The 22,486-nt window shown below is 44.5% G+C and carries 23 protein-coding genes and 1 tRNA gene; 15 read left to right on the top strand and 9 right to left on the bottom strand.

Annotated elements, in window-relative coordinates:
- Positions 1-23 precede the first annotated feature (23 nt).
- Positions 24-404 (bottom strand): winged helix-turn-helix transcriptional regulator, encoded by a 381-nt coding sequence (locus tag DVG78_RS28550; RefSeq protein ID WP_114464429.1) that lies wholly within the window; start codon positions 402-404, stop codon positions 24-26.
- A 135-nt stretch (positions 405-539) separates the two neighbouring features.
- On the opposite strand from DVG78_RS28550, the gene DVG78_RS28555 reads away from it, so the two are divergent.
- The 3 genes from DVG78_RS28555 (at position 540) to DVG78_RS28565 (ending at position 3,753) form a co-directional block, all read left to right on the top strand.
- Positions 540-1,400 (top strand): SDR family oxidoreductase, encoded by an 861-nt coding sequence (locus DVG78_RS28555; RefSeq protein WP_147277197.1) that lies wholly within the window; start codon positions 540-542, stop codon positions 1,398-1,400.
- Between the two features lie 58 nt (positions 1,401-1,458).
- Entirely contained in the window at positions 1,459-1,839 is a 381-nt protein-coding gene (locus tag DVG78_RS28560) for a DoxX family protein (RefSeq protein ID WP_114464431.1), read from the top strand.
- Positions 1,840-1,995: 156 nt separating this feature from the next.
- Positions 1,996-3,753 (top strand): ABC transporter ATP-binding protein, encoded by a 1,758-nt coding sequence (locus DVG78_RS28565; protein ID WP_114464432.1) that lies wholly within the window; start codon positions 1,996-1,998, stop codon positions 3,751-3,753.
- A gap of 2 nt (positions 3,754-3,755) precedes the next feature.
- Here the strand turns inward: DVG78_RS28565 and DVG78_RS28570 are convergent, their stop codons facing one another.
- Positions 3,756-4,208 carry a hypothetical protein gene (locus tag DVG78_RS28570; RefSeq protein WP_147277198.1) on the bottom strand — a complete coding sequence of 151 codons (453 nt, stop codon included), beginning with the start codon at positions 4,206-4,208 and terminating at the stop codon, positions 3,756-3,758.
- Between the two features lie 228 nt (positions 4,209-4,436).
- Here DVG78_RS28570 and DVG78_RS28575 point away from each other — a divergent pair, with 228 nt between their 5' ends.
- From DVG78_RS28575 to DVG78_RS28610, 8 genes are all read left to right on the top strand, one after another.
- Positions 4,437-5,741 (top strand): aminotransferase class V-fold PLP-dependent enzyme, encoded by a 1,305-nt coding sequence (locus DVG78_RS28575; RefSeq protein WP_114464434.1) that lies wholly within the window; start codon positions 4,437-4,439, stop codon positions 5,739-5,741.
- A gap of 359 nt (positions 5,742-6,100) precedes the next feature.
- Positions 6,101-6,661, top strand: coding sequence for a LemA family protein (locus DVG78_RS28580; RefSeq protein ID WP_114464435.1), 561 nt, complete (start codon positions 6,101-6,103; stop codon positions 6,659-6,661).
- Positions 6,662-6,677: 16 nt separating this feature from the next.
- Positions 6,678-9,047 carry a DUF2207 domain-containing protein gene (locus DVG78_RS28585; RefSeq protein WP_114464436.1) on the top strand — a complete coding sequence of 790 codons (2,370 nt, stop codon included), beginning with the start codon at positions 6,678-6,680 and terminating at the stop codon, positions 9,045-9,047.
- A 108-nt stretch (positions 9,048-9,155) separates the two neighbouring features.
- The gene (locus tag DVG78_RS28590) at positions 9,156-9,641 is read left to right on the top strand and encodes an RNA polymerase sigma factor (RefSeq protein ID WP_114464437.1); all 486 of its coding nucleotides are present in this window, start codon (positions 9,156-9,158) and stop codon (positions 9,639-9,641) included.
- A 3-nt stretch (positions 9,642-9,644) separates the two neighbouring features.
- The gene (locus tag DVG78_RS28595) at positions 9,645-10,277 is read left to right on the top strand and encodes a DUF8845 family protein (protein ID WP_114464438.1); all 633 of its coding nucleotides are present in this window, start codon (positions 9,645-9,647) and stop codon (positions 10,275-10,277) included.
- A gap of 50 nt (positions 10,278-10,327) precedes the next feature.
- Positions 10,328-10,828: a hypothetical protein gene (locus DVG78_RS28600; protein WP_114464439.1), complete on the top strand. Its 501-nt coding sequence runs from the start codon at positions 10,328-10,330 to the stop codon at positions 10,826-10,828.
- Between the two features lie 20 nt (positions 10,829-10,848).
- Positions 10,849-11,697, top strand: coding sequence for a TraB/GumN family protein (locus DVG78_RS28605; RefSeq protein ID WP_114464440.1), 849 nt, complete (start codon positions 10,849-10,851; stop codon positions 11,695-11,697).
- 143 nt (positions 11,698-11,840) lie between these two features.
- Positions 11,841-12,596 carry a hypothetical protein gene (locus tag DVG78_RS28610; RefSeq protein WP_114464441.1) on the top strand — a complete coding sequence of 252 codons (756 nt, stop codon included), beginning with the start codon at positions 11,841-11,843 and terminating at the stop codon, positions 12,594-12,596.
- 12 nt (positions 12,597-12,608) lie between these two features.
- Here DVG78_RS28610 and DVG78_RS28615 read toward each other — a convergent pair whose 3' ends face one another.
- From DVG78_RS28615 to DVG78_RS28630, 4 genes are all read right to left on the bottom strand, one after another.
- Complete coding sequence (locus DVG78_RS28615; protein ID WP_114464442.1) at positions 12,609-13,538, bottom strand: CPBP family intramembrane glutamic endopeptidase; 930 nt, start codon at positions 13,536-13,538, stop codon at positions 12,609-12,611.
- A 2-nt stretch (positions 13,539-13,540) separates the two neighbouring features.
- Positions 13,541-14,359, bottom strand: coding sequence for an N-acetylmuramic acid 6-phosphate etherase (gene murQ / locus DVG78_RS28620; RefSeq protein ID WP_114464443.1), 819 nt, complete (start codon positions 14,357-14,359; stop codon positions 13,541-13,543).
- 44 nt (positions 14,360-14,403) lie between these two features.
- Positions 14,404-15,063, bottom strand: coding sequence for a phosphatidylserine decarboxylase family protein (locus DVG78_RS28625; protein ID WP_114464444.1), 660 nt, complete (start codon positions 15,061-15,063; stop codon positions 14,404-14,406).
- A gap of 105 nt (positions 15,064-15,168) precedes the next feature.
- A complete protein-coding gene (locus tag DVG78_RS28630) occupies positions 15,169-16,443 on the bottom strand; it encodes a Glu/Leu/Phe/Val family dehydrogenase (RefSeq protein WP_114464453.1) in 1,275 nt (424 codons plus the stop codon).
- 385 nt (positions 16,444-16,828) lie between these two features.
- On the opposite strand from DVG78_RS28630, the gene DVG78_RS28635 reads away from it, so the two are divergent.
- Complete coding sequence (locus tag DVG78_RS28635) at positions 16,829-17,212, top strand: TraR/DksA family transcriptional regulator (protein ID WP_114065904.1); 384 nt, start codon at positions 16,829-16,831, stop codon at positions 17,210-17,212.
- A 95-nt stretch (positions 17,213-17,307) separates the two neighbouring features.
- Here DVG78_RS28635 and DVG78_RS28640 read toward each other — a convergent pair whose 3' ends face one another.
- Positions 17,308-18,210 (bottom strand): SDR family oxidoreductase, encoded by a 903-nt coding sequence (locus DVG78_RS28640; protein WP_114464445.1) that lies wholly within the window; start codon positions 18,208-18,210, stop codon positions 17,308-17,310.
- Positions 18,211-18,298: 88 nt separating this feature from the next.
- A complete protein-coding gene (locus DVG78_RS28645; protein WP_114464446.1) occupies positions 18,299-19,105 on the bottom strand; it encodes a crotonase/enoyl-CoA hydratase family protein in 807 nt (268 codons plus the stop codon).
- Positions 19,106-19,376: 271 nt separating this feature from the next.
- On the opposite strand from DVG78_RS28645, the gene DVG78_RS28650 reads away from it, so the two are divergent.
- The 3 genes from DVG78_RS28650 to DVG78_RS28660 all read left to right on the top strand — a co-directional run bounded on the left by DVG78_RS28650 (position 19,377) and on the right by DVG78_RS28660 (position 21,917).
- Positions 19,377-20,495 carry a trans-sulfuration enzyme family protein gene (locus DVG78_RS28650; RefSeq protein ID WP_114464447.1) on the top strand — a complete coding sequence of 373 codons (1,119 nt, stop codon included), beginning with the start codon at positions 19,377-19,379 and terminating at the stop codon, positions 20,493-20,495.
- 154 nt (positions 20,496-20,649) lie between these two features.
- Positions 20,650-20,734 (top strand) — tRNA-Ser (locus DVG78_RS28655).
- Positions 20,735-20,864: 130 nt separating this feature from the next.
- The gene (locus DVG78_RS28660; protein ID WP_114464448.1) at positions 20,865-21,917 is read left to right on the top strand and encodes a hypothetical protein; all 1,053 of its coding nucleotides are present in this window, start codon (positions 20,865-20,867) and stop codon (positions 21,915-21,917) included.
- 147 nt (positions 21,918-22,064) lie between these two features.
- On the opposite strand, the gene DVG78_RS28665 is transcribed toward DVG78_RS28660, so the two are convergent.
- Positions 22,065-22,253, bottom strand: a complete 189-nt coding sequence (locus DVG78_RS28665; protein ID WP_114464449.1) for a hypothetical protein — start codon at positions 22,251-22,253, stop codon at positions 22,065-22,067.
- Positions 22,254-22,486: the final 233 nt, after the last annotated feature.

The following is a 22,486-nucleotide window of genomic DNA, read 5'->3' on the forward strand; positions in this document are numbered from 1 at the left end:
GGTTCTAGTCCTCGCCGACGTTATTAAACCTCCACAACGTCCAATTCCTCCGTCTCAATTGGCGTATCGGTCGTCATGATTCTTTTGCGGTGTTGCGCGCCCCATTCTTTCATCTCCATCAGCACTTTCTTCAACGAATGGCCGTAGGGAGCCATTTCGTACTCAACGGTTACAGGGACGGTATCATACACTGTTCGCTTTACCAATTGGTTGATTTCCAGCTCCCTCAATTCTTTGGATAACATTCGGGGCGTGATATTGGGAATTGAACGTTCGAGTTCCTTAAATCGTTTTTTTCCTTCCATCAAAGCGCCTAAAATCGGTAACTTCCATTTACCGCTGAGGATGTCCAAACAATCCCGTATGGGTATTACAAAGGCCGAACATTCTGTTTTGTTATGCATACTTTTTATTGGATTGATAAAGAGTTGCTATACCAAAGTATATCGGTATACTTTGGTATAGTGGTTACTTTTGTATAGCAAAGATAGCTACCTTTGACCAATCAAAAAACAATTTTAGTCAAAAAACTTATTACCATGATTTTAGTAACAGCAGCGACTGGACATTTAGGAAAAGGGGTTATTGATTTTCTTCTCAAAGCCGTGCCAGCGCATCAAATTGTGGCGTTGGTGCGTGACCCCGCCAAAGCAGAAGAGCTGACGGACAAAGGAATAGCGATTCGTAAGGGAGATTATTTTGATGCCGCATCGCTCGTAAAAGCATTCGACGGTATTGAAACATTATTGCTGATTTCGTCGGGTTCATTGGAAGATAGAGTAGGGCAGCATACCAATGCCATCAACGCGGCTAAAGAGGCGGGGGTTAAACATTTAATTTACACCAGTGCTTTGAAAACCTCTTATCAAACCAAATTTACTCTGGGCGTCGACCACATCAAAACGGAAGAATATCTAAAATCGTCGGGAATTTCGTACACGATTTTTAGAAATACTTTTTACGCCGAAGTAGTGCCGATGCTGGTGGGGAATGCGCTAGAAACAGGCCAGTGGTTTTATCCTGCGGCTGAAGCAAAAGCAAACTTTGTGCTGCGCGCCGATATTGCCGAAGCATTGGCCAAGGTGCTTGTGGCTCCTGAAAAGCACCTTAACCAAACTTACGAAATTACCTCTGCAAAATCGTATTCGTTTACTGAACTCGCGGAGCAATTAAGCGACGTAACGGGAAAAACCATCACATATACTGCTATTTCGACCGAATCTTTCAAGGCGGGACTGGGGCAGGCGGGTGTTCCGGAGGCGTTTATTCCGATGTTAGTGAGTATCAGCGAAGCACTGAAAGACGGAGAAATGGACGTAACCGATGCCGCGTTGGAACAGCTTCTCGGACGTAAGCCAACCGCTTTGAGTTTGTATTTTCAAGCTAATTATACTGCTTGATGCGCCGTTTGGAAACTAAATTAACCTTTTTTCTCATTCTCTAAAACCCTCATACACAATGAAAATAGCCCTCTGGATTGTTCAGGGATTACTTGCCCTGATGTTTGCCTTTGCTGGATTTACCAAAATGACGACCCCCATTAGCGAACTGGCCCCCCAAATGCCTTGGGTGAATGATTTTTCAGAAAGCATGGTACGTTTTGTGGGGGCAGTTGAGCTTTTAGGAGCGATTGGTTTATTGCTCCCCGCGCTTTTAAGAATAAAACCACTCCTGACGCCATTGGCTGCGCTGGGCTTGGCTGTTACGATGCTTTTTGCGGCGGTCTATCACCTAACCAAAGCCGAATATTCAGGCATTGGCATCAACGCAGTTTTGGGTGGCTTGGCGTTGTTTGTGGCGTGGGGAAGGTATAAAAAAGAACCCATTTTGGCGAAATAATGCCCTTTGATTTGTTCATGTTGAGTACTGATTGGGCTTTTTAAGTACATGTCAGACCGAGAGCCATTTCTCGGTCTGACGTTTTTTTGATATGCATAAAGTGTTTTTTCGATAGAGTATCAGGAACATAATTGCGAGTGTCGGTGTTTTTTTTTCATGGATATACTCTACCGTTACCTTCGGCCTCACTGGAAACTTATTTTTGTAGCCCTCTCGCTGGCAGCAGTCAATCAAATTTTTTCACTGCTCGACCCCTACATTTACCGCTTGGTCATTGACCGTTACGCCACCAACTTCAAGCGTTTTACCGAAAACGAATACATTTTGGGTACGCTAAAGTTTGTCGGACTGGCCATTGGCGCGGCAATGGTGTCGCGCATTGCCAAAAACTTTCAGGATTACTTTATCAGCGTCATTACCCAGCGTGTCGGTACTAAAATATATACCGATGGCATCAAACATTCGTTGGCGTTGCCGTATCAGGTTTTTGAAGACCAACGCAGCGGACAGACCCTCGGCGTGCTTCAAAAAGTGAAAACCGATACCGAGCGCATGATTACGTCGGTGGTCAACGTGGTTTTTCAGTCGTTGATTGGGATTACGTTTGTGATTATTTATGCATGGACCATTTACTGGCCCATTGCTCCCGTTTACTTCCTAACCATCCCCGTGATTGCGTGGTTGAGTTCGGTATTAAGCAAAAGAATCAAAAAAATTCAGACCAAAATCGTGGCTGAAACCACTGCATTGGCGGGCAGTACCACGGAGTCGCTGCGCAACATTGAATTGGTCAAAAGCCTCGGATTGACCGATCAGGAGATCAAACGCCTGAACGGAAATACCGAGAAGATTCTTGGATTAGAACTACGTAAAGTGAAGTTTGTCAGAACCTTAGGTTTTGTGCAAGGTACTACCATCAACTTCCTGCGCAGTTGTATCGTAGCGCTGATGCTGTGGCTTATTTTTAAGGAAGTGCTCACCATCGGCCAATATTTCTCGCTGTTGCTTTACTCTTTTTTCATCTTTGGCCCGTTGCAGGAGCTTGGCAATGTCATACAGTTATACCGTGAGGCGGAGGTTTCGCTCAACAACTTTCGGGATATTATGAGTAGACCCAAGGAAGCCAAACCCGCCAATCCCGTGGCGTTGACTCGGATTGAAAATGTTGTTTTCAAAAATGTCGTTTTCAAACACTTGACCGCCGCGCGCGCTGCTTTATTAAACGTCAATTTTGAGGTGAAAAAAGGGGAAACCATTGCCTTTGCGGGTCCGTCGGGCAGTGGAAAAACGACCCTGATTAAGTTGTTAGTGGGTTTGTATGACCCCGAAGAAGGAAGTATTGCGTACAACGGCATTGATAGCCGACAGATAGACAAGGATGAACTGCGGGAGCAAATCGGTTTTGTGGCGCAAGATGCACAGTTGTTTTCGGGAACCATTCGCGAAAATCTTCTCTTTGTAAAACCCACCGCGACCGACGAAGAATGCCTCGACGTACTCAAAAAAGCGGCGGCTTACTCATTGATTAACCGGGCCGACAATGGCTTGGACACGGTCATTGGCGAAGGAGGAATGAAAGTGTCGGGGGGAGAGAAACAACGTTTATCCATTGCCCGTGCGCTGCTGAGAACCCCAAATTTGTTAATTTTCGACGAAGCCACTTCGGCGCTTGACTCATTGACGGAAGAAGAAATTACGCAAACAATTCGCGAGATTTCCAACAACGAGCAACACATTACGGTGCTGATTGCGCACCGACTAAGCACCATTATGCACGCCGACCGGATTGTGGTATTGGAGAAGGGTAAAATAGTTGAGTCAGGAAATCACGAGGATTTACTGACTCAAAAAGGCTTGTATTACGCCATGTGGCGGCAGCAGGTTGGTGAAAGCGAAACCGTTACCAGTGCGTAGAATTATTTCTTGCCAGTAATGGTTACGAGCAACTTGCTGTCAGGGTCAACAAAAGAAAGACTTAATACGCTGTTGCTATAAGTGCCAATTTTGGTGGTTCCGCTGTAGGCTTCGATTTCGCCAGTGGCAGCTTTCTTTAGGGTAGCTTCGCCGAGGCTGGTTTTGTCTTCGGTTACTTTGCCCGCTTTATCGGTATCGATAAAAGTGATGGAAGCGGTTGCTTTGTCATCGGCTACTTTGGCGATTTCAATCTTGCCAGAAGACTTAACCCCGCTACTTGGATCGGTATAAGGATAGTCAATGCCCAACGGGCCCAACGACACTTTGGTAAGTGTATAGGTTCCAGCTACTTGGTCGCCCATTGCTGGTTCGGGTTCTTCTTTTTTGCTGCATGATATAATCACAAAAGCCATCAAAATGACTAGCAGAGCGGATGAAAAACGTGTGTGTTTCATAAGTACAGGTGAAAATTAAGTTGGATGTTAGATTTGACGGATTGTACACTAATTGCTGTAAATAAACTATACCAATCCGGTACAAATGTAATTAAAGGAAAAATACTAAGTTGGTAACTTTACATAAAATGAATGTCCTGTTTTATTAAACGGTTGAGGATTTGATTTTTTGAAAGCCTCTTTGTAGTATTGTAAGGCCGCATCACCAAATCAAATTATTCCTAAACAATGTTTAACCGACGCCAATTTCTAGGGTCGCTCGGCACTGCTGCTGGTGCCTTGACCCTTCCACCCTTTTTAGCCCCTGCCGAAGCCCAAAACTTTGAAACGCTCAATCGTCAGGTAGCGCATCTTGCACCGTTGGAAGCTGCTCAAAATGAAGACTTTTGGGCTTTTGTAAAGACCGAATATACCGTTTCTCCCAATTTGTTGAATCTCAACAACGGGGGCGTGTGCCCGCAGCCGCGCTCAGTGCAGGATGCTCACATTCGTTTTTATCAATATTGCAACGAAGCCCCTAGCTACTATATGTGGCGAATTTTGGACCAAGGCCGTGAGTCGCTGCGGAGCAAATTAGCAGATTTGGCAGGTTGTTCTGCCGAAGAAGTAGCCATCAACCGAAACGCTACCGAAGGACTGAATACGGTCATTTTTGGCTTGGATTTAAAGCCCGGCGACGAGGTGGTATTGACCAAACAGGATTATCCCAACATGATAAATGCTTGGAAACAGCGCGAAAAACGGGATGGAATCAAGCTGGTTTGGATAAATCTCGACCTGCCGCAGGAAAACGATGCGTATTTTGTGGACAAATACGTCAGTGCGTTTACGTCACGTACCAAAGTTGTACACGTGACGCACATGATTAACTGGATTGGACAGACCGTTCCCGTTCGTAAAATTGCCGATGAAGCCCACAAACGCGGCATTGAAGTCATTGCCGATGGAGCCCATACGTTTGCTTTATTGGATTTTAAAATTCCAGATTTAGGCTGCGATTACTACGCCACCAGCCTCCACAAATGGCTGGGTGCGCCGTTTGGCAGTGGGTTGATGTATGTCAAAAAAGACAAAATTTCGAAAGTATGGGCACTTTTGTCCAACAACGAACCCGATGGGCCCGATATTCGCAAATTTGAAAGTTTAGGAACGCGCTCGTTTGCCTCCGAAATGGCGATTGGAACGGCGGTTGACTTTCAATTATCGCTCGGTGCGGCCCGTAAACAGGCCCGGGCGCACTATCTTCAGCGGTACTGGACAGACAAAGCCCGTCAAATACCGGGTGTGAAAATCCATACATCGCCCAATCCCAATTATGCCTGTGCCATTGCGCTGGTTTCGGTTGAGGGCCTAAAAACCTCCGAAGTGGATAGTCAATTGTACAATAAATTCAAAATTCACACTACGGGTATCGAATGGGAAAACATCAAAGGGGTGCGCGTCACTCCACACGTATATCATACTCCGAAAGACCTCGACCGTTTGGTGAATGGATTGGACGAGATAGCTTCTGCTTCTAGGCGGAAGAGCTAATTAATTTGTCAAACAAAAAGTGCTTCTATAGCGTGGGTAAGTCTCAAAAAAAATGAGGCTTACCCTTTTTTGTGGGATAAATTTTTGATGGCTTGAATTATCCACTTTCTATTCACCAATTGGCTAAAATTTGTATATTAGGGATATTTTTCGGCTGCTTAAATTTGAATAATTTTTAAGGCTTTTCAATTGATTCACAACGATTAAACGCCCCTTTTCTACGTTTGAATACATACTTCCTACGCTTCCCTTTGTTTCATTTTTTAGTTGGGTTTTCAGAGGGAATCTTTGCGGCAATGCTGACCCAATCCAATAAAATTCATTTCGTTCCTCTTTTGATAACCTAACACTAAAAAAACATGAATCCATTTTATATCATTTTGTCTGTTGCCGCACTTCTGCTGATTGGAGGCATTGCCATCTACAACGGCCTTGTCAGTGGCCGGGCCTTGGTAGATGAGGCTTGGAGTGGCATATCGGTGCAGTTGAAGCGCCGTTTCGACTTGATTCCCAACTTGGTGACGACCGTAAAAGGCTACGCTAAACACGAAAGCGAAACCCTCGAAAAAGTGATTCAGTTGCGAAATGCGGCCGTTTATGCCTCCCCGCTCGACGTAAGTGCGCAGGCACAGGCCAGCGCGGCCCTGTCGCAAGGGCTGCGGTCGGTATTTGCCCTTGCCGAAAACTATCCCGATTTGAAAGCAAACCAAAATTTTGCCGATTTACAGGCCGCCGTAGAAAAAATAGAGGATGATTTGCAAAACAGTCGACGCTATTACAATGCCACCGTACGCGATTACAACACAAAATGCGATTCATTCCCGTCCAATCTGGTGGCGGGACTTTTTCATTTTACCAAAAAAACGTTCTTTGAATTGACGAATCCAGAAGAGTCGCAAAATGTAAAAATCTCCTTTTAATCAGCGTTGTTCAATCATGGTATCCCTTAAAAAAAAATATCTTTTCTTTCTGGTTTTGTGGAGCGTTGGCTTTCAGGTGTGCGCGCAGGGTTTTGTGATTAAGCACTTTGACATTGATTTGACCGTTCGGGCAAATGGTGCGCTTAAGATTAAAGAAACCATCGACGTATTTTTTACCGAAGCCAAACACGGCATCTATAAAGACATTCCGACGCGTTATAACATTGAATTTCAGACGGGCCTTGAAAGTGCAACCTACAAATTGCTGCGCAACAATATGCTCATAATGCCAATTCGCAATATTAGGGTACAGCCTGCCACGTATTCACTTGAACCAGAAGAGAATTATTTAAGGATAAAAATCGGTGATGTAAATGAAAAAGTAGAAGGCTCTCAACGTTATATTATTGAATATGAGGTTGATAATATTGCAGCCTATTACAGTGACCACGTCGAAATCAACTGGAATTTGATTGGGGATCAATGGAATGCACGCATTGAAAAAGCAACCTATACTGTGCATTTGCCCCAGCCCCAATCTACCTATAATCCTGTTTTGTTTGCCACTTTTACGGGCGCTTCGGGGAGTACCTCCAACGCGTCTCAATCCCAATGGGTTGATAACCAGACGCTCAAGGGTGCGATTTCTCAACCCCTCGAATTGAATCAGTCTTGGACCGTAAACTTAAGGTTCCCGAAAGACAACATTCGCTACGAAGCGGGTGACGAATCGTTTCTCGCCAAAAAATTCTTTCTTCAACACTACGATACACACTATGCCATTCAGAAGGATGGCTCAACCGAAGTAACCATCAAAGCCGACCTAAAATTTGTCAACACCGTCAATAGTTTGTGGGTTTCCATTGATAATTTTGTTTCGGAAAGAGTCTTTGGGCTATCGGGTCGGTGGTTGGATAGCCATACGTATTATACAATTGAAAATGTGCAGTGGAAAGGGACCGTTCAGGATAAAGAGGAGCCTTTCAAAATACATTTTACCGATGTCAAAGCAGGGGATGAGCGGAGGGTTGAGTTGCGCTATACCCTCAAAGGCAACGTGGCCAATGATGTCCAAAATGTCGGGTATTCGCGGGTCTTTTTCAGGCACAAAAACTACTTTTTAGACGAGCCCATCCTTGCTTCAAAAACCGTGATTACCCTGCCCATTTCGGTGGCAGAAGCCAAGTGGCGCGCCGATGAGTCGCCAGATTTCAATTCGGAGTTGCTCACTTCCCGTACCGATGGCCAAAACATTATTATTGAATCTACTAAGCCTATTTCTTCCGATGATTATTTTTATCAGCCTGCCGTGAGTGTTCCTTCCGGGGTGTTGGCTTCTTCATCGGGCGTGGCTTGGAAGCGTTGGTGGACCAATAATCAATGGGTTTTTTATTCCCTCCTTCCGCTCATTTTTGTGTTTTGGTTTTGGCATAAAAAAGGCCGCGACAAGCCCATTACGATTGTTCCACAGTACTATCCACCCTCAAATATGACGCCTGCCGAAGCGGGTGTTCTGATTGATGATAAATTGCACGACCACGATATTATTTCCTTGATTCCCTACTGGGCGTCGCAGGGGTTGATTAAAATTGAAGAAATAGAAACGGTTGTACTGCTTGGCTTATTGAAAAATACCGACTACAAATTGACCCGTCTAAACTCCCTGCCCGAGACGGCGACATCCTACGAAAAGCGCTTGTTTGACGGACTTTTCAGCGGACAAAATTCGGTCTTGCTATCTTCGTTGCGGCTTACTTTTTATAAAACAATGGAGAAAGTCACCGAATTGCTGAAGGATAAAATAAAGGCGAATCGCCATTATGAAGGAAGCGGAATTGGCGCAGGTTCGGCCATGAAAATCGTTGGTTATGCGGTGTTCTTTTTGGCGTTTATTCTGTTTGCTTTGTCATTTGAAGGTTTTTTTGGTATTGGTTTTATCTCGGTCGAAACGGGTGCCGGGGCGCTGCTCCTTGGGCTGGTGATGGTGGTGCTTAGCCGAAAAATGCCCAAAAAATCGCTTTTAGGGGTTGAAATGTATCGTCAATTGGCAGGGTATCGAATGTTTATGCAAACCGTAGAACAGCCTCGCCTTCAGCAACTCATCCGCGAAGACCCGCATTATTTTGACAAGACACTGCCCTACGCGATGGTTTTTAACCTGACCGATAATTGGTCCCAAAAATTTGAGGCGCTCAATGTTCCTCCCCCCAGTTGGTATTCTTCCAACGTCAACGGATTTACTACCTCACAGTTTGCTCGTCGTTTTCAGGATGCTTCCCAAACCATGAGCAATACCCTCACGAGCGCTCCTTCCAAGAGTGGTAGTAGCGGTGGCGGTGGTTCGAGCGGCGGCGGTTTTGGCGGCGGTGGCGGCGGCAGTTGGTAAGGTGGTATATGGCCAAATGAGCGTTGCGCGGCATTTTATTGCACTTTTTATTTTCTTTTTTCTGTAACAAATCCCGCTTTCTGCGACTTATTGTAGAAAAATGAGTGCATGAACGAAGCAGAATTTCTGGAGGTGTTACGTGCTAACCAAGGTATTTTGGTGAAAGTGTGCACCATGTATTGTTCGGATTTCGAAGCGCAGCGTGACTTATATCAGGAAATTGTCCTTCAATTGTGGCGGTCTTTTCCTAATTTCAGAAAGCAGGCCAAACTCAGCACGTGGATGTATCAGGTGGCGCTCAATACCGCCATTACGGATTACCGGCGCAGTCGCAAACAAGGGCAGCGCGTTGAGCTTTCAGAACAGTTTACGCAAATTCCAGAGACTTCTTCTACGGTGGAGAGGCAAGAAAAATTGCAGTGGCTTTACCGAGCCGTTGAGACGCTTTCGGATGCCGAAAAAGCCATAGTAATGCTTTATTTGGATGAAAAGAGTTATGACGAGATTGCGGAAATTGTGGGGATTACGCCCGGAAATGTGCGGGTAAAAATGCACCGAATTCAGGAAAAATTACGCAAACTCAAAACCGACTGAACTATGGAATGGGAAGAGTTGAAAAATACGTGGAAAGAGGTTACGGATGCTGAAACTCCGCGCTTTGAGGTGTCAGAAAAAGCCCTGGCCCAACTCATAAGTCAGCGTTCGCGCAGCTTGACGGATAAGATGTTGAGAAGTTTTTACGGAGAGATTCTGATGGTGGCGCTGTGTTTTCTGTTGGTGGCGTTTGTGCCTTTTCCTTGGTATTTTAGGGTGGCAAGCTCACTGATAATGACATTGTTTTTGCTTCCTTTTTTCAAGCCTTTTTTGAAGTTTTATCGTTTCCTGAAAAATTTTCACCAACGTCCAATTGAGGATTTGCACCGTACCCTTCAGGGGCAGATAACGATGTTGCGGGATTACCTTCGTTGGTACCGACGAATCAATTTGATGCTGACCCCCGTGGCGGCTTTTGGCGTTATTTGGGGGCTCATGTACGTATTTGTGGAAGAAAAAATTATCCCTGAACGCTCAAATTTTGTTTTATTGGTCACCTTTGTGGTGTCGGTAGCCTACGCTTTAACCTCCATTCCGTTCGTGAATTGGTACGTTAAACGCTTATATGGGCAATATTTAGAGCGACTTGAGGTTTGTTTGAGAGAGTTGGAAGAAAAAAATAACCAAGATTTGTAACATTTGGATTGTACTTGCGACTTATTCCCCAAACTAACAAATCAAACAGCATGGAATGGATTAGAAAAACCACCAAAACCTTTGACCTCACCGATAATGGTCAAGTTTTGGGAACGCTTCACAATGAACCTCAAGCAACTACGTGGGAAGCTGCGGGTAAATTTTATCGCTTTGAACTCAAAAACAGTTGGAAACAACGGTATCAGTTGATTGGCCCCGACGGCGAAATTTTGGGAGAGATGCGTCCCAAAAATTGGTACGGTTCCTCTTCCATTATTTCTTTGGAGGGGGCTCAGTATCGCCTTACCTTTACCAATAATCCCTTAGCCGCCGTTCAGTTGTTGGACGAACAAAACCAACGCTTGGTGCAGGCTCGTTTGGTGACGGTCGAAGGGCGCGTTCAAACGGAATTTAGCATGGATGAGGCGTTTAAATCAACTCCGTACGCTTTTTGGCTGGCGGGTATCGTCTGGAATTATTTCTATCCGATGGCCCAAAGTGAGGGGGGAGACATTGACGCGGCCGCGTTTATTTTATTAGCAACTGCTTAACAACCCATACATTAACAACCATGAAAACAATTCAATTTCTCGTATTTTGTTTTTTCGTCCAGTGGGGTTACGCCCAAGAAAAATCCCTTTTGTGGGAGGTGTCGGGCAATGGCCTGACGAAGCCGTCGTACGTTTACGGAACCATCCACATGATTTGTCCCAATGATTATTTTCTGACCGATTCGACCAAAGCGGCCTTTCAAAAGGCGGAGCAGGTTTACCTCGAACTGGATATGGATGACCCAACCCTGATGTCGAAGATGATGCAGTTGATGATGCTCACCAACGGCAAAAAAATGAAAGACTATCTCAAGCCCGAGGAGTATACGCTATTGAGCGACTATTTTAAAGCCAAAATGGGGGCAAGTCTTGACCAGATGGGTGGGATGAAGCCATTTGCGCTTATGTCGATGCTGTACACGACCCTGCTGAGTTGCCAGCCGCAATCTTACGAATTGGTGTTTACCCAGATGGCTTCTAGTGCCAAAAAAGAATTGCTCGGACTCGAAACGGTGGAACTTCAAATGGGTGTTTTTGACCAAATTCCCTATGAAAAACAGGCGGGATTATTGGCGGATATGGTTCGAAAAAAAGATGAATCCTCCAAAGAATTTGGCGATATGGTGGCGCTCTACAAAAAGCAAGATTTGGAAGGGCTTCTCAAATTGATGGACAATAGCGAATGGGATTTTAACGGCTACGAAGATATTTTATTGGCCAACCGAAATACGGCTTGGGTACCCACCATGGAAAAGGCCATGATGTCAAAATCCACTTTTTTTGCGGTAGGTGCAGGGCATTTGGGAGGAACAAAAGGAGTATTGCAACTGCTTAAAAAACAAGGATATACGGTAAAGCCCATATTATAATTAAAGATTTTATATCATTATGGTAGTGCTTTTTTCGTATATATAATGGTGGAATAACGTTTTAGTCATCGTTAAGTAGTATTAGGTAGCTAGACGGTTAGACCTATTTATTACAAAATATCTCGCAAATTAACGGAAGAAGAATGAACACAATCAAATCAATGGTGCTTGTTGCGTTGGGGTTAATGGCAGTGGCGGTGAGGGCGCAAACTCCCGATGAAGTTGTGAATGGTTACTTAAATCAAACGGGTGGCAAAGACAAATTATCGACCATTAAATCCCTTCGAATGGAAGGGAAAATCAAAATGCAGTCGGTGGAAATTCCCGTAACGATACTTCAAGAAAAGGGTGGAAAACTAAAAATGGTTACGGTAGTCAACGGAGTCGAGTTTGTTCAGACGGCGTATGATGGAAAAGCCGCGTGGTCAACCAATGCCGTGACAAAACTTCCCGAAATCATGTCGGAGGAGGATACGTATAATATCCAGCAAGAAGCAGATGCCGATTTTCCTAATCCTTTTCTAGATTACAAGTCCAAAGGCTACACACTAGAGGCGCAAGGACGGGAAAAAGTGGGTAATTTGGATTGTATTAAGCTTAAACTGACCAAAAAAGCCCTAAAGCGTAATAAAAAAGTGGAAGAAAACAGCATGGTTTACTACTTTGACGCTCAAAATTTCAACCTTTTAATGTCGCGTGGTTTGATAAATAATGGACCCGTAAGGGGTATCCCGCAGGAAATCATGTACAATAACTTCCAAAAAGTAGATGGAATAATGTTCCCTTTTGAAATGCGTTATCGAATAAGTGGACAAGAAGGGCAGACGATTATCATCGAGAAAATAGCCATTAATCCCACGTTGGATAATAAAGTGTTTGTTTTTCCAGAAGGGAAATAAATAGGGAGATGGCTACATTTTTTGTAGCCATGCGGCCAAATCCATCATCCATGCCACACCCACGTGTACGATGATACCGCCCCAAATACTACGTGATTCTAGCGCTATTACGCCCAAGATATACCCGCCAAAAATGGAGCCGATGGTTTCGCCGAGGGGCTTGCCAAAATGCAGTGCAGCATAGCATACTACCATGGGAATGATGGCACCTCTGCCCAATAAATGGGCCATTCCGATGACCATAACCCCCCTGAACATCAGCTCGGTAGACACAAAGTCAAACGCATACAACAACTCATAAAGCAAGGTCGTAACCCAGCGCGACACCCCGAAATATTCGTCGGCGTTGGAGTCAAAATAAGTGGGATAGGAGCGTAAAAAATCAGGTTGAAAAGAGGCCCACGCAATCAGTGGAAGCATCAACGAAACAAGTATAAAGTAAGGCTTTAACTTGGTCCATTTGGGTTGAAGTCCGTAAAAATGATGGCGCTGATTATCGACAAAATAATAAAATAGAGCCAATGGTAGAAAAACGGTCAACGCCGAAGATACATTGGTGAAGCAATGAAACAGATAGCTGTATACCGCGCCATCAAAGAGGGTTCGACTCAGGGAATTGTACCCGTAAAAGCCTCCGTCAAGCCCCAAAACGGCCAAAATAAACAGGCTATAGAGCCAAAATCTGGGATTTTTGATGCGCCACCATTCTTTGGTAAAACCCAGATAAATCAATAAACCCCCGTAATACGCAAAACAGTAGAGCAGAAAATACCAGACAATACGTAGCGGATTGCCCCGGTAGCTATCAATGATGGCACGTTCGAGATTGACCGAGTAATTGAACGTTATTAACAAAACTAAAAACAAGGCAAGGGTTCCGTAAAGCTCCCAACGGAAGTCTTGCCGCAGGTGTTTGCGAAGCGCGTCCCAAATCGGTCTCATTTTTAGCTCTTTCTGCCCGCTTCTACGGCATTGCGTACGCTTCCGTGGGCTTCTAGCAGCGTCTGCGCTTCTTCTGCGCTTAGGTGAGGAAGCTCTTCTCTGACCATGCGGATGGCCCGTTGCACCAATTTATAGTTGGTCATTTGCATATCGACCATTTTATTGCCTTTCACGCGCCCCAGCTGAATCATCACCGAGGTTGAAATCATGTTCAACGCCAGTTTTTGGGCGGTTCCTGATTTCATGCGCGTACTGCCCGTGACAAACTCTGGGCCTACGACAATTTCGACGGGATACTCTGCGGCGGAAGCTACCGCCGAACCCGTATTGCACACGATACAACCCGTCAGAATGCCAGATTCGCGGGCTTTCTGCAATCCACCAATCACGTAAGGGGTTCGACCAGAGGCCGCAATGCCTACCAGTGAGTCCAATTCATCAATTTCGTAGGCTTTTAGGTCAATCCATGCCTGTTCGGGGTCGTCTTCGGCATTTTCAACCGCCCGCCGAATGGCTTGGTCGCCCCCAGCCATCAACCCGATGACCAAATCAAAAGGAACACCGTAAGTAGGCGGACATTCTGATGCATCTACTACCCCTAATCTACCGCTTGTGCCTGCCCCAATGTAGAAAAGACGTCCTCCTTGTTTCATCCGAATCACAATTTGTTCGACCAAATCCTCAATCTGTGGAATGGCCTTTTCGACGGCGTAGGGTACGGTTTTGTCTTCGTTATTGATGTTGATGAGCAGTTCCCGAACACTCATTTGGTCAAGATTTTCGTAACGAGAAGTAGATTCAGTCGTAGAAGTTGATAGCATAGTTTGTTTAGGTAATGCGTATGATGAAACAAAGGCAACAACACTTATTTTAATTCGGCCAACACGGTAATTCCGCCCTTCGTTTTATCTTCTAAATTGACAAGTATTTTGGCGTCTAAGGGTAAGTAAAGGTCTACCCGTGAGCCAAATTTAATAAAGCCCATTTCGGAGCCTTGGGCTACTTGTTGCCCTTCTTTTACGTACCACACAATTCGTTTGGCCAATGCGCCGGCAATTTGCCTAAAAAGTACTTCTACGCCGTTAGGAGCTTTGATAACGGTGGTAGTGCGCTCGTTTTCGGTACTGGATTTTGGGTGCCAAGCCACTAAGTATTTGCCAGGATGGTACTTAAAATAACTGACAACCCCCGCAATGGGATTCCAGTTGATGTGTACATTGATGGGTGACATAAAAATCGACACCTGACGGCGTGGCCCTTTGAAATATTCAGTTTCAATGACCTCTTCAATGACGACCACTTTTCCATCACACGGGGCAATGACGTGTTTTGAATTGATAGAAAAAACACGGGCTGGTTTTCGGAAAAACTGAAGGATGATAAAGAAAAATATAAGGGAAGCGACCAGCCAAGCCGTGGTCAACCAATCTAATTCTCCCCAGAAATAGCGGACCAATCCGTTGGTTATCAGTACAAAAAGAGCCGCTAATCCGATGCTGGCTGTGCCTTCTTTATGAATAGTCATGTTTACGTATAGGTAAAATAAAAAATGCGAGGGATAGGTTTGAGCCTATCGCCTCGCAAAAATAACAATCTTCTCACTACTCGCTACTCACAGCGCATTACTTTATTAGTAACCACCACGGAATTTGTAAGTGCTGGCCACTTTGTCGATGGCCACAATGTAAGCCGCCAAGCGCATATTTACTTTGTATTTTTGAGAGGTAGCGTATACATTTTCAAAGGCATCCTTCATGATACGGTCTGAGCGGCGGTTGATGCGTTCCAAATTCCATTTGTAACCGATGCGGTTTTGAACCCATTCAAAGTACGAAACAGTTACCCCGCCCGCGTTGGCCAGAATGTCGGGCACAACCATGATTCCCTTGTTGTTGATAATGGCGTCGGCGCTGGCTGAAGTTGGGCCGTTGGCACCTTCCACAATCATTTTTGCCTGTATATCGGCGGCATTCTCGTGGGTGATTACGTCTTCTTTGGCCGCAGGAACGAGCACATCTACGGGCAGAGAAAGTAATTCTTCATTGGTGATTTTTTCGGCTCCTGTGTATCCTTCCAACATTCCACCGTTGGCATTTCGGTAGGCCATGGCTGCTTCAATGTCGATTCCGTTGGAATTATAATACCCCCCCGAAATATCACTGATGGCCTGTACGCTTACACCGCGTTCGTGGAGTAGAGCTGCCGCGTACATACCCACGTTGCCGAATCCTTGAATGGCGGCGGTGGCGCGGTACGGATTGATACGCATCTTTTCCATCGCCGAAAGCGCCGAAACGGTTACGCCGCGTCCGGTAGCTTCGGTTCGGCCGAGCGAGCCGCCCAATACCAGCGGTTTGCCCGTTACAACTCCCTGCACGGTCATGCCTTTGGCTTTGGAGTATTCGTCCATCAACCAAGCCATTTCGCGCGGGCCAGTGCCCATGTCGGGGGCGGGGATGTCTTCGTCGGGACCGAATACGTTGAGCATGGCGGTGGTATAAGCACGCATTAGTCGCTCAATCTCTCCCGCCGACATTTCGCGTGGGTTGCAGGCAATTCCTCCCTTGGCACCTCCGTAAGGAATGTCAACCACGGCGCATTTCCACGTCATCCAAGCGGCTAAGGCCCTGATTTCGTCAATGTTTACCCCCATGTCGAATCGAATTCCGCCTTTAGAAGGCCCCAGAATGGTAGAGTGAATAACGCGATACCCTTCAAAAACCTTGATTTGTCCGTTGTCCATCGTTACGGGTAGGCCCACGACGACTTGCTTTCGAGGCATTTTAAGGATATGGTACATTTCGTCGCTGATACCCAATAATTCGGCTGCTTTGTCAAAGCGCGACATCATAGACTCCAGTGGATTCTCCTTATCTTTTATCGGAGCTGGCTCAATGTAAGTCATCATTGTTTGTAAATTCTGATTGTTTGGAATATTCATTTGTTGATAAAAAAACACGCCCTATTGGCTGCGCTTAAAGGGGGAGTTTTCAGTTGCAAACTTAACAGGATTAAAACGAAAAAGGTAGAAATATAGTTTTGTCTTGGTATTGTACAATTTTTAAAAGAAGAAGGTTGTATTAACTATCTAACTGTGTGGCGAATAGTGTAGGGGGAAGGCCACTATTTCCCAAATAATCCATGGTGTTTGGGGGGATTTGTAGAATCAAAAAAAAATACCTTTTTATTAAACGGTAACATTAAATGGTTTGTAGGACAAGAATAAAGCGTATTTTTGCGCCTTAATTAACTTCCGCCGTTAAGTTTTTACCCCAAACCGGAATTTTTATATGACTGTACAGGAAGACAAAAAACGTTACTCTGAAGAAGAGCTGAAAGAGTTCGAAGGTATCATCAACCAAAAACTAGACGCAGCGCGCAATGAATTAGCGTACATCAAAGACACATTGAGCCGCAAAAATGACAGCGGAACCGACAACACTGGTGCCGCGACCAAATTGATGGAAGATGTGGATACGAGCGAACGCGAACAAATGAGCCAATCGGCGGCGCGCCTGCAAAAATTCATTACTCAACTTGAAAATGCCCTTGTGCGTATCAAAAATGGCACTTATGGTATTTGCATTGACACAGGTAAGTTGATTCCAAAAGAGCGTTTGCGGGCGGTACCACATACCCAGCAGACGATTGAAGCAAAACTGCGTCGTAAGTAGGTATACATCTACTAAAAGGCGGCAAAATCCAATTTCTTGTTTCTAAAAAGCAAGAACGTGGTTTTGTCGCCTTTTTATTTTCGATTTATGGCCTTTTAGGATTCTTTTTTACCCTCCTGCTTGCTGGCTCGGTTGGCGTTTTTAATTTGTGCTTCCAGCACATCCCACATCTCAGGCGTGACTTCGTGCAGAAAATTAAATTGGCCGCCGTTGAGCACTTCGCCGCCGTCGAGCGTAATCACTTCACCTGTCATATAGGCCGAGAAGTCAGACATCAGATAAGCGGCCAAATTAGCCAATTCCTGATGCTCTCCCGTGCGATTCAACGGAATGCGGTTTTCAAAGGCAAATTTTTCAGCCAATTCTTTCGGAAATAAACGGTCCCAAGCGCCTTTGGTCGGAAACGGCCCCGGGGCGATGGCATTGAGACGAATGCCGTACTTGCCCCACTCATAGGCCAGCGATTTAGTCATGGCAAGGGCACCCGCTTTGGCCATTGCCGACGGGACGACCCAGCCCGAGCCCGTCCATGCGTAGGTAGTGGAGATGTTGAGGATTGTTCCTTTGATTTGATTATCAATCCAATACTTACCGATGGCGAGCGTAAAATAATACGTGCCGCGCAGTACAATATCAACGACCGTGTCGATGGCTTTGTACGAAAGGCGCTCGGTAGGGCTGATAAAATTTCCGGCGGAGTTGTTGACCAACCCATGCACCGCGCCAAAACGAGCAATGGCCGCTTCAATGACGGCTTCTATTTGTTCGGGTTTGCGAACGTCGCACTCGGCAGGTAGTACTTGTCCACCTGTGGCTTCGGTTAGCTCTTGGGCGGTTGCTTCCAAAACGGCCAACCGGCGGCTACATATTACGACGTTGGCCCCCAATTCAAGAAAATATTTGGCCATGGATTTACCAAGGCCCGTGCCGCCGCCCGTTACGATGATGGTTTTGCCCGCAAGCGACCCGTCGCGCAGCATGGGTTGAGAAAAATTCATTGATTCAGGAGTTTTGAATGACGATTTTATAAATTTTGAAGTTCTGATTTCTTATTTCCTACCTCCAGTTTCTTACTTCTGGCGCTTTTCACCGAAACAAGGCATCGCGTTTTTGCATTTTGGCTTGAAAGGCTTCCGTGAGGTCGTCGGAGAGGAGCATGGCGGCATTCCAAGTGGCCATGTACTCCAATCCATCGGCCACGGAGTGGTCGCGGCTGTGGTTCAGGATGGCTTTGGTGCCCCGAATGGAAAGCGGAGATTTGGCGGCAATGACCTGAGCAATGTTCATGACTTCGGCCAGCATGGTGTCGGCATCCACAAAACTACGATTGGTCAGGCCGATTCGCTCGGCTTCCTGGCCCGATACGTTTCGTCCTGTGTAGGCCATTTCGCGCGCAATACCTGACGGGATAATTTTGGGCAGTCGCTGTAAAGTTCCCAAATCGGCTACCATGCCCATGTCGATTTCTTTGATGGTAAAAAAAGCGTCGTGGGTGCAGTAGCGCATGTCGCACGCACTGACGATGTCGACTCCGCCGCCGATGCACCCGCCGTGAATGGCCGCCAAAACGGGCTTGCTGCACTGCTCAATGGCATTGATGGGGGCTTGTAAATCAAGCACTTGTCGGCGAAGATTCTCTCGCTTCCGACCTTCACATTTTTGCGCTGATTGGGCCACTTGCATCAATAATTCCAAATCAATGCCCGCACAAAAATGTCGGCCGTTGCCCCTTAAAATGATTACTCTGACGTCCTCATTTTCGTCTAGTTCCTCAAAAATAGCCTTCATTTCTTGCCAGGCTTTTTGGTTGAGGGCATTGGCGCGTTCGGGACGGTTAAAAACCACTTGCGCAACGTAATTTTCGATGGTCAGGGAAAAGGTTTCAAAAGACATGAATCGGTTCTTTATATTACATTCTGAAAATAAATTTGCTGATGGCTGGGTAATTTATTCTGCTTGCATACTAATTGCAAACCTACACAACTAATTTTTGTTTCAAAAAGAATTGGTGTAAAATTGTGTTTAACCAATGAAAATAGAAATTTTTTCCAGAAAATGGCCCAACAGAAAACGGATAAACGGAAAATGGAGTTAGGAATAAAAAAGGCGCTAAACCTGATTCCACGGTACTTGCTGGATTTAACATATTAATGCCCAAAAATCTATGAATTTCGAAACACTTGCCATTCAGAGTACCCAATTTCATGACGCCAACGCGAGCGCGGTCGTGCCCCCTATTTATCTTTCTACGACCTTTGAGCGGGAGCCTGACAGCAGTATTCCGCACGGACATATTTACACCCGGGCCAGCAATCCCAACCGTAATGCCTTGGAAAAGGCCTACGCCGCGCTGGAAGGTGGACAGGTAGGAATGGCATTTGCGTCGGGACAGGCCGCAACGACCACCTTGTTTCAATGCCTGCTTCCGGGCGACCACGTCATCATTCCCGACGATGCGTATTATGGAACGCCCGCGTTGTTGCAGGATGTACTGAGTTTGTGGGGGCTTCAATTTTCGAAGGTCGATATGAGCGACTTCGTGGCGGTAGAAGGGGCATTTCAGCCCAATACGAAGTTGGTTTGGATGGAGACGCCCTCCAATCCTTTATTAAAAATTACGGATATAAAGGCAGTAGCTGAACTGGCGCGGGCCAAAGGGGCCTATTCTGCCTGCGACAATACGTGGGCTACTTCGGTGTTGCAACGCCCGCTTGATTTGGGGTGTGATGTGTCGATGCATTCGGCCACGAAGTATTTTGGTGGTCATAGCGATTTGTTGAGCGGGGCCTTGATTTTTAAGGACAATGGTGCATTGGCCGAAAAAGCCCGGATGATTCAGGCCTTGGGTGGGGCGGTACCGTCGCCTTTTGATTGTTGGCTGATTGTCCGAGGCATTAAAACCTTGGCCCTTCGGGTGCGACAGCAATCAGAAAATGCCGCTAAATTGGCTGAATATTTGAGCACCCATCCCAAATTAGAAGCCGTTCATTATCCTTTTTTGGAAAGCCACGCTGGGTACGAAGTGGCCAAGCGTCAGATGGCATCGGGTGGGGGGATGTTGTCGATTCAGGTAAAAGGTGGGGCGGAAGAAGCCTTGGCTATTAAAAGCAAAGTTAAGGTGTTTATCCGGGCCACGAGCTTGGGAGGCGTAGAAAGTTTGATTGAACACCGGGCCACGGCCGAGGGCGTTCATTCGGTTAGTCCAAAGAATTTGCTGCGTATTTCGGTCGGATTAGAGCACGTTGATGATTTAATTGCGGATTTAGCCCAGGCGCTTGGGTAAATATAAGTATTTGAGAATCAAAATATTGCTGTGTTAACGGTCTTAAAGCGAAGTTTTTTTACATTATTTTGTTATTTTTTTTGGTAAAAAGACTTGACAAGCCACGAAAAACAGCTACCTTTGCAGTCCCAAAACAATGGTTTTGGGAAGTTTTAGAGAGATGGCAGAGTGGTCGAATGCGGCGGTCTTGAAAACCGTTGACTGTTACAGGTCCGGGGGTTCGAATCCCTCTCTCTCTGCAAGTGGCTGTAAATCAACGATTTACAGCCTTTTTTTTGCCTATTATTTTCAATTTTTCTTATGACCGTTTGGTGGATGGCCTTTACCAGTAAAGCTGGTAATATTAATTTCTAAGCCAATATCTCTAATATGAAACTTTACTTAACTTTTCTGCTATTTATTGTAAAGGTTTCGCTTTTTGCTCAGCAAACAACAGACTCTTTATTATTGAATAAAATAAACATACTAGAGAAGGAAGCTTTAACAAAAGTTGAGTTTTCTAATAAATATGAAGACCTTGTAAAAAAACTAGATACTGAAGAAAAGATAAATGAAAAGACACTTGAAAGCATATCAAAACAACTAGATGCGGCAACTTATAACTTGACAGTTTTTGGGATATTATTTAGCATTGCTGCAATTTTTTTAGGTGTATATATAACTTTTACGGAAAGAAAAGTTGTTAAGATAGGAGAAGAAAATAGAGAACTTCTTTTAAAGAATCAGAAAATAAAGCAGGAAGTAGAAGATTTAAATAACTTAATCCAAAAGGATATTTTTGGATTATTTATTAAAATAAAAAATGAAGAAACATCACATCTTATTGACAGATTAGTGAAAGTTCCAAAAGATATAGTAAACTTACTTCCAATTTTAGTAACCCGAGAGATCAGTGTAGATCAATTTTCTAAATTTAAAATTGCCTATGGAAAGCTGAAATTGGATGATAAACAATATAAAGACTTGTATAATGTAGCTCTTTATCAGCATTTTATATATCCATTATTAAAAGATGGTGATTTAAGAGAAGAATTTTCCAAATATATCTCAATTGGAATTAAAGACTCTTTTGAAAATGATATTATAAAATCTACAAGTGACTTTGCTTCTGCTATTGTTGATTTTGGAATAAATAAATATAAAGTTGAAATAAATGAATATTTCAAAGGCCTTACCTCTTCTTCTCACAAAGATTTTTTAGAAGTTTACAAAACATTGTTTCAATATTTGCATACTAGAAAAAATCAATTTGAATTATTTTCATTATTAGATTCTACTCCAGAGGTTATTGATGCAAAAATTAATTATGGTAATTTATTAGTAGAAGAATATACTAATAAAAACCCTTCAGAATCAGAACAACTTGTTTTTAATGAAATAATTTTAATGAAAAATATGCAGTCTGAAAATGCTGAAAAATAAATTAAAATTTATATGTGAAATAGTTTGATATTTAAGATTTTTATTGCTTCGCTACTATTTCATTAAAATCATCATAAATCCCCTAGCAATCCAACGCATTCAACCAATTCCTCACCCCCTTTTTTATATCAAAACTTACACAGATTTCTACACATTTGGCTTTTTTTGAATTTTATCCCTTTTAGCTTCTTTCTTTTTTTGTAAAAACTCCTGATATTCTCTTTCGGTCTGCTTTACGTCACGCTTATTGAAAAGTTTGGGGGTAGCATCACCGCCAATGATTCTTTCATTTTCGGGCAATTTGGCCGTTGTTGGAGTCAACTTTTTGATTTTCATGCTTCTCAGGGGGGGACTAATTTAACTACCATTTGAACGTTAATTCAAAAAATATCTTGTTGGCCAATAACTCCTTTTTCTTTGTTGCTTCAGATGGGCTTTTTAGTGCAGGGCTTTCTCATAAAACTCTTTGTTGTGTCATAAATAGCATTAACGCGTTAAAATTATCGGCGAATTGATCAATCTGAGCAGCCATATTCTTTGCTTTTGTCCTTTTTAACAAATTGATAGTC

Source organism: Runella aurantiaca (genome assembly GCF_003339505.1).
Taxonomy (GTDB): Bacteria; Bacteroidota; Bacteroidia; order Cytophagales; family Spirosomataceae; genus Runella; species Runella aurantiaca.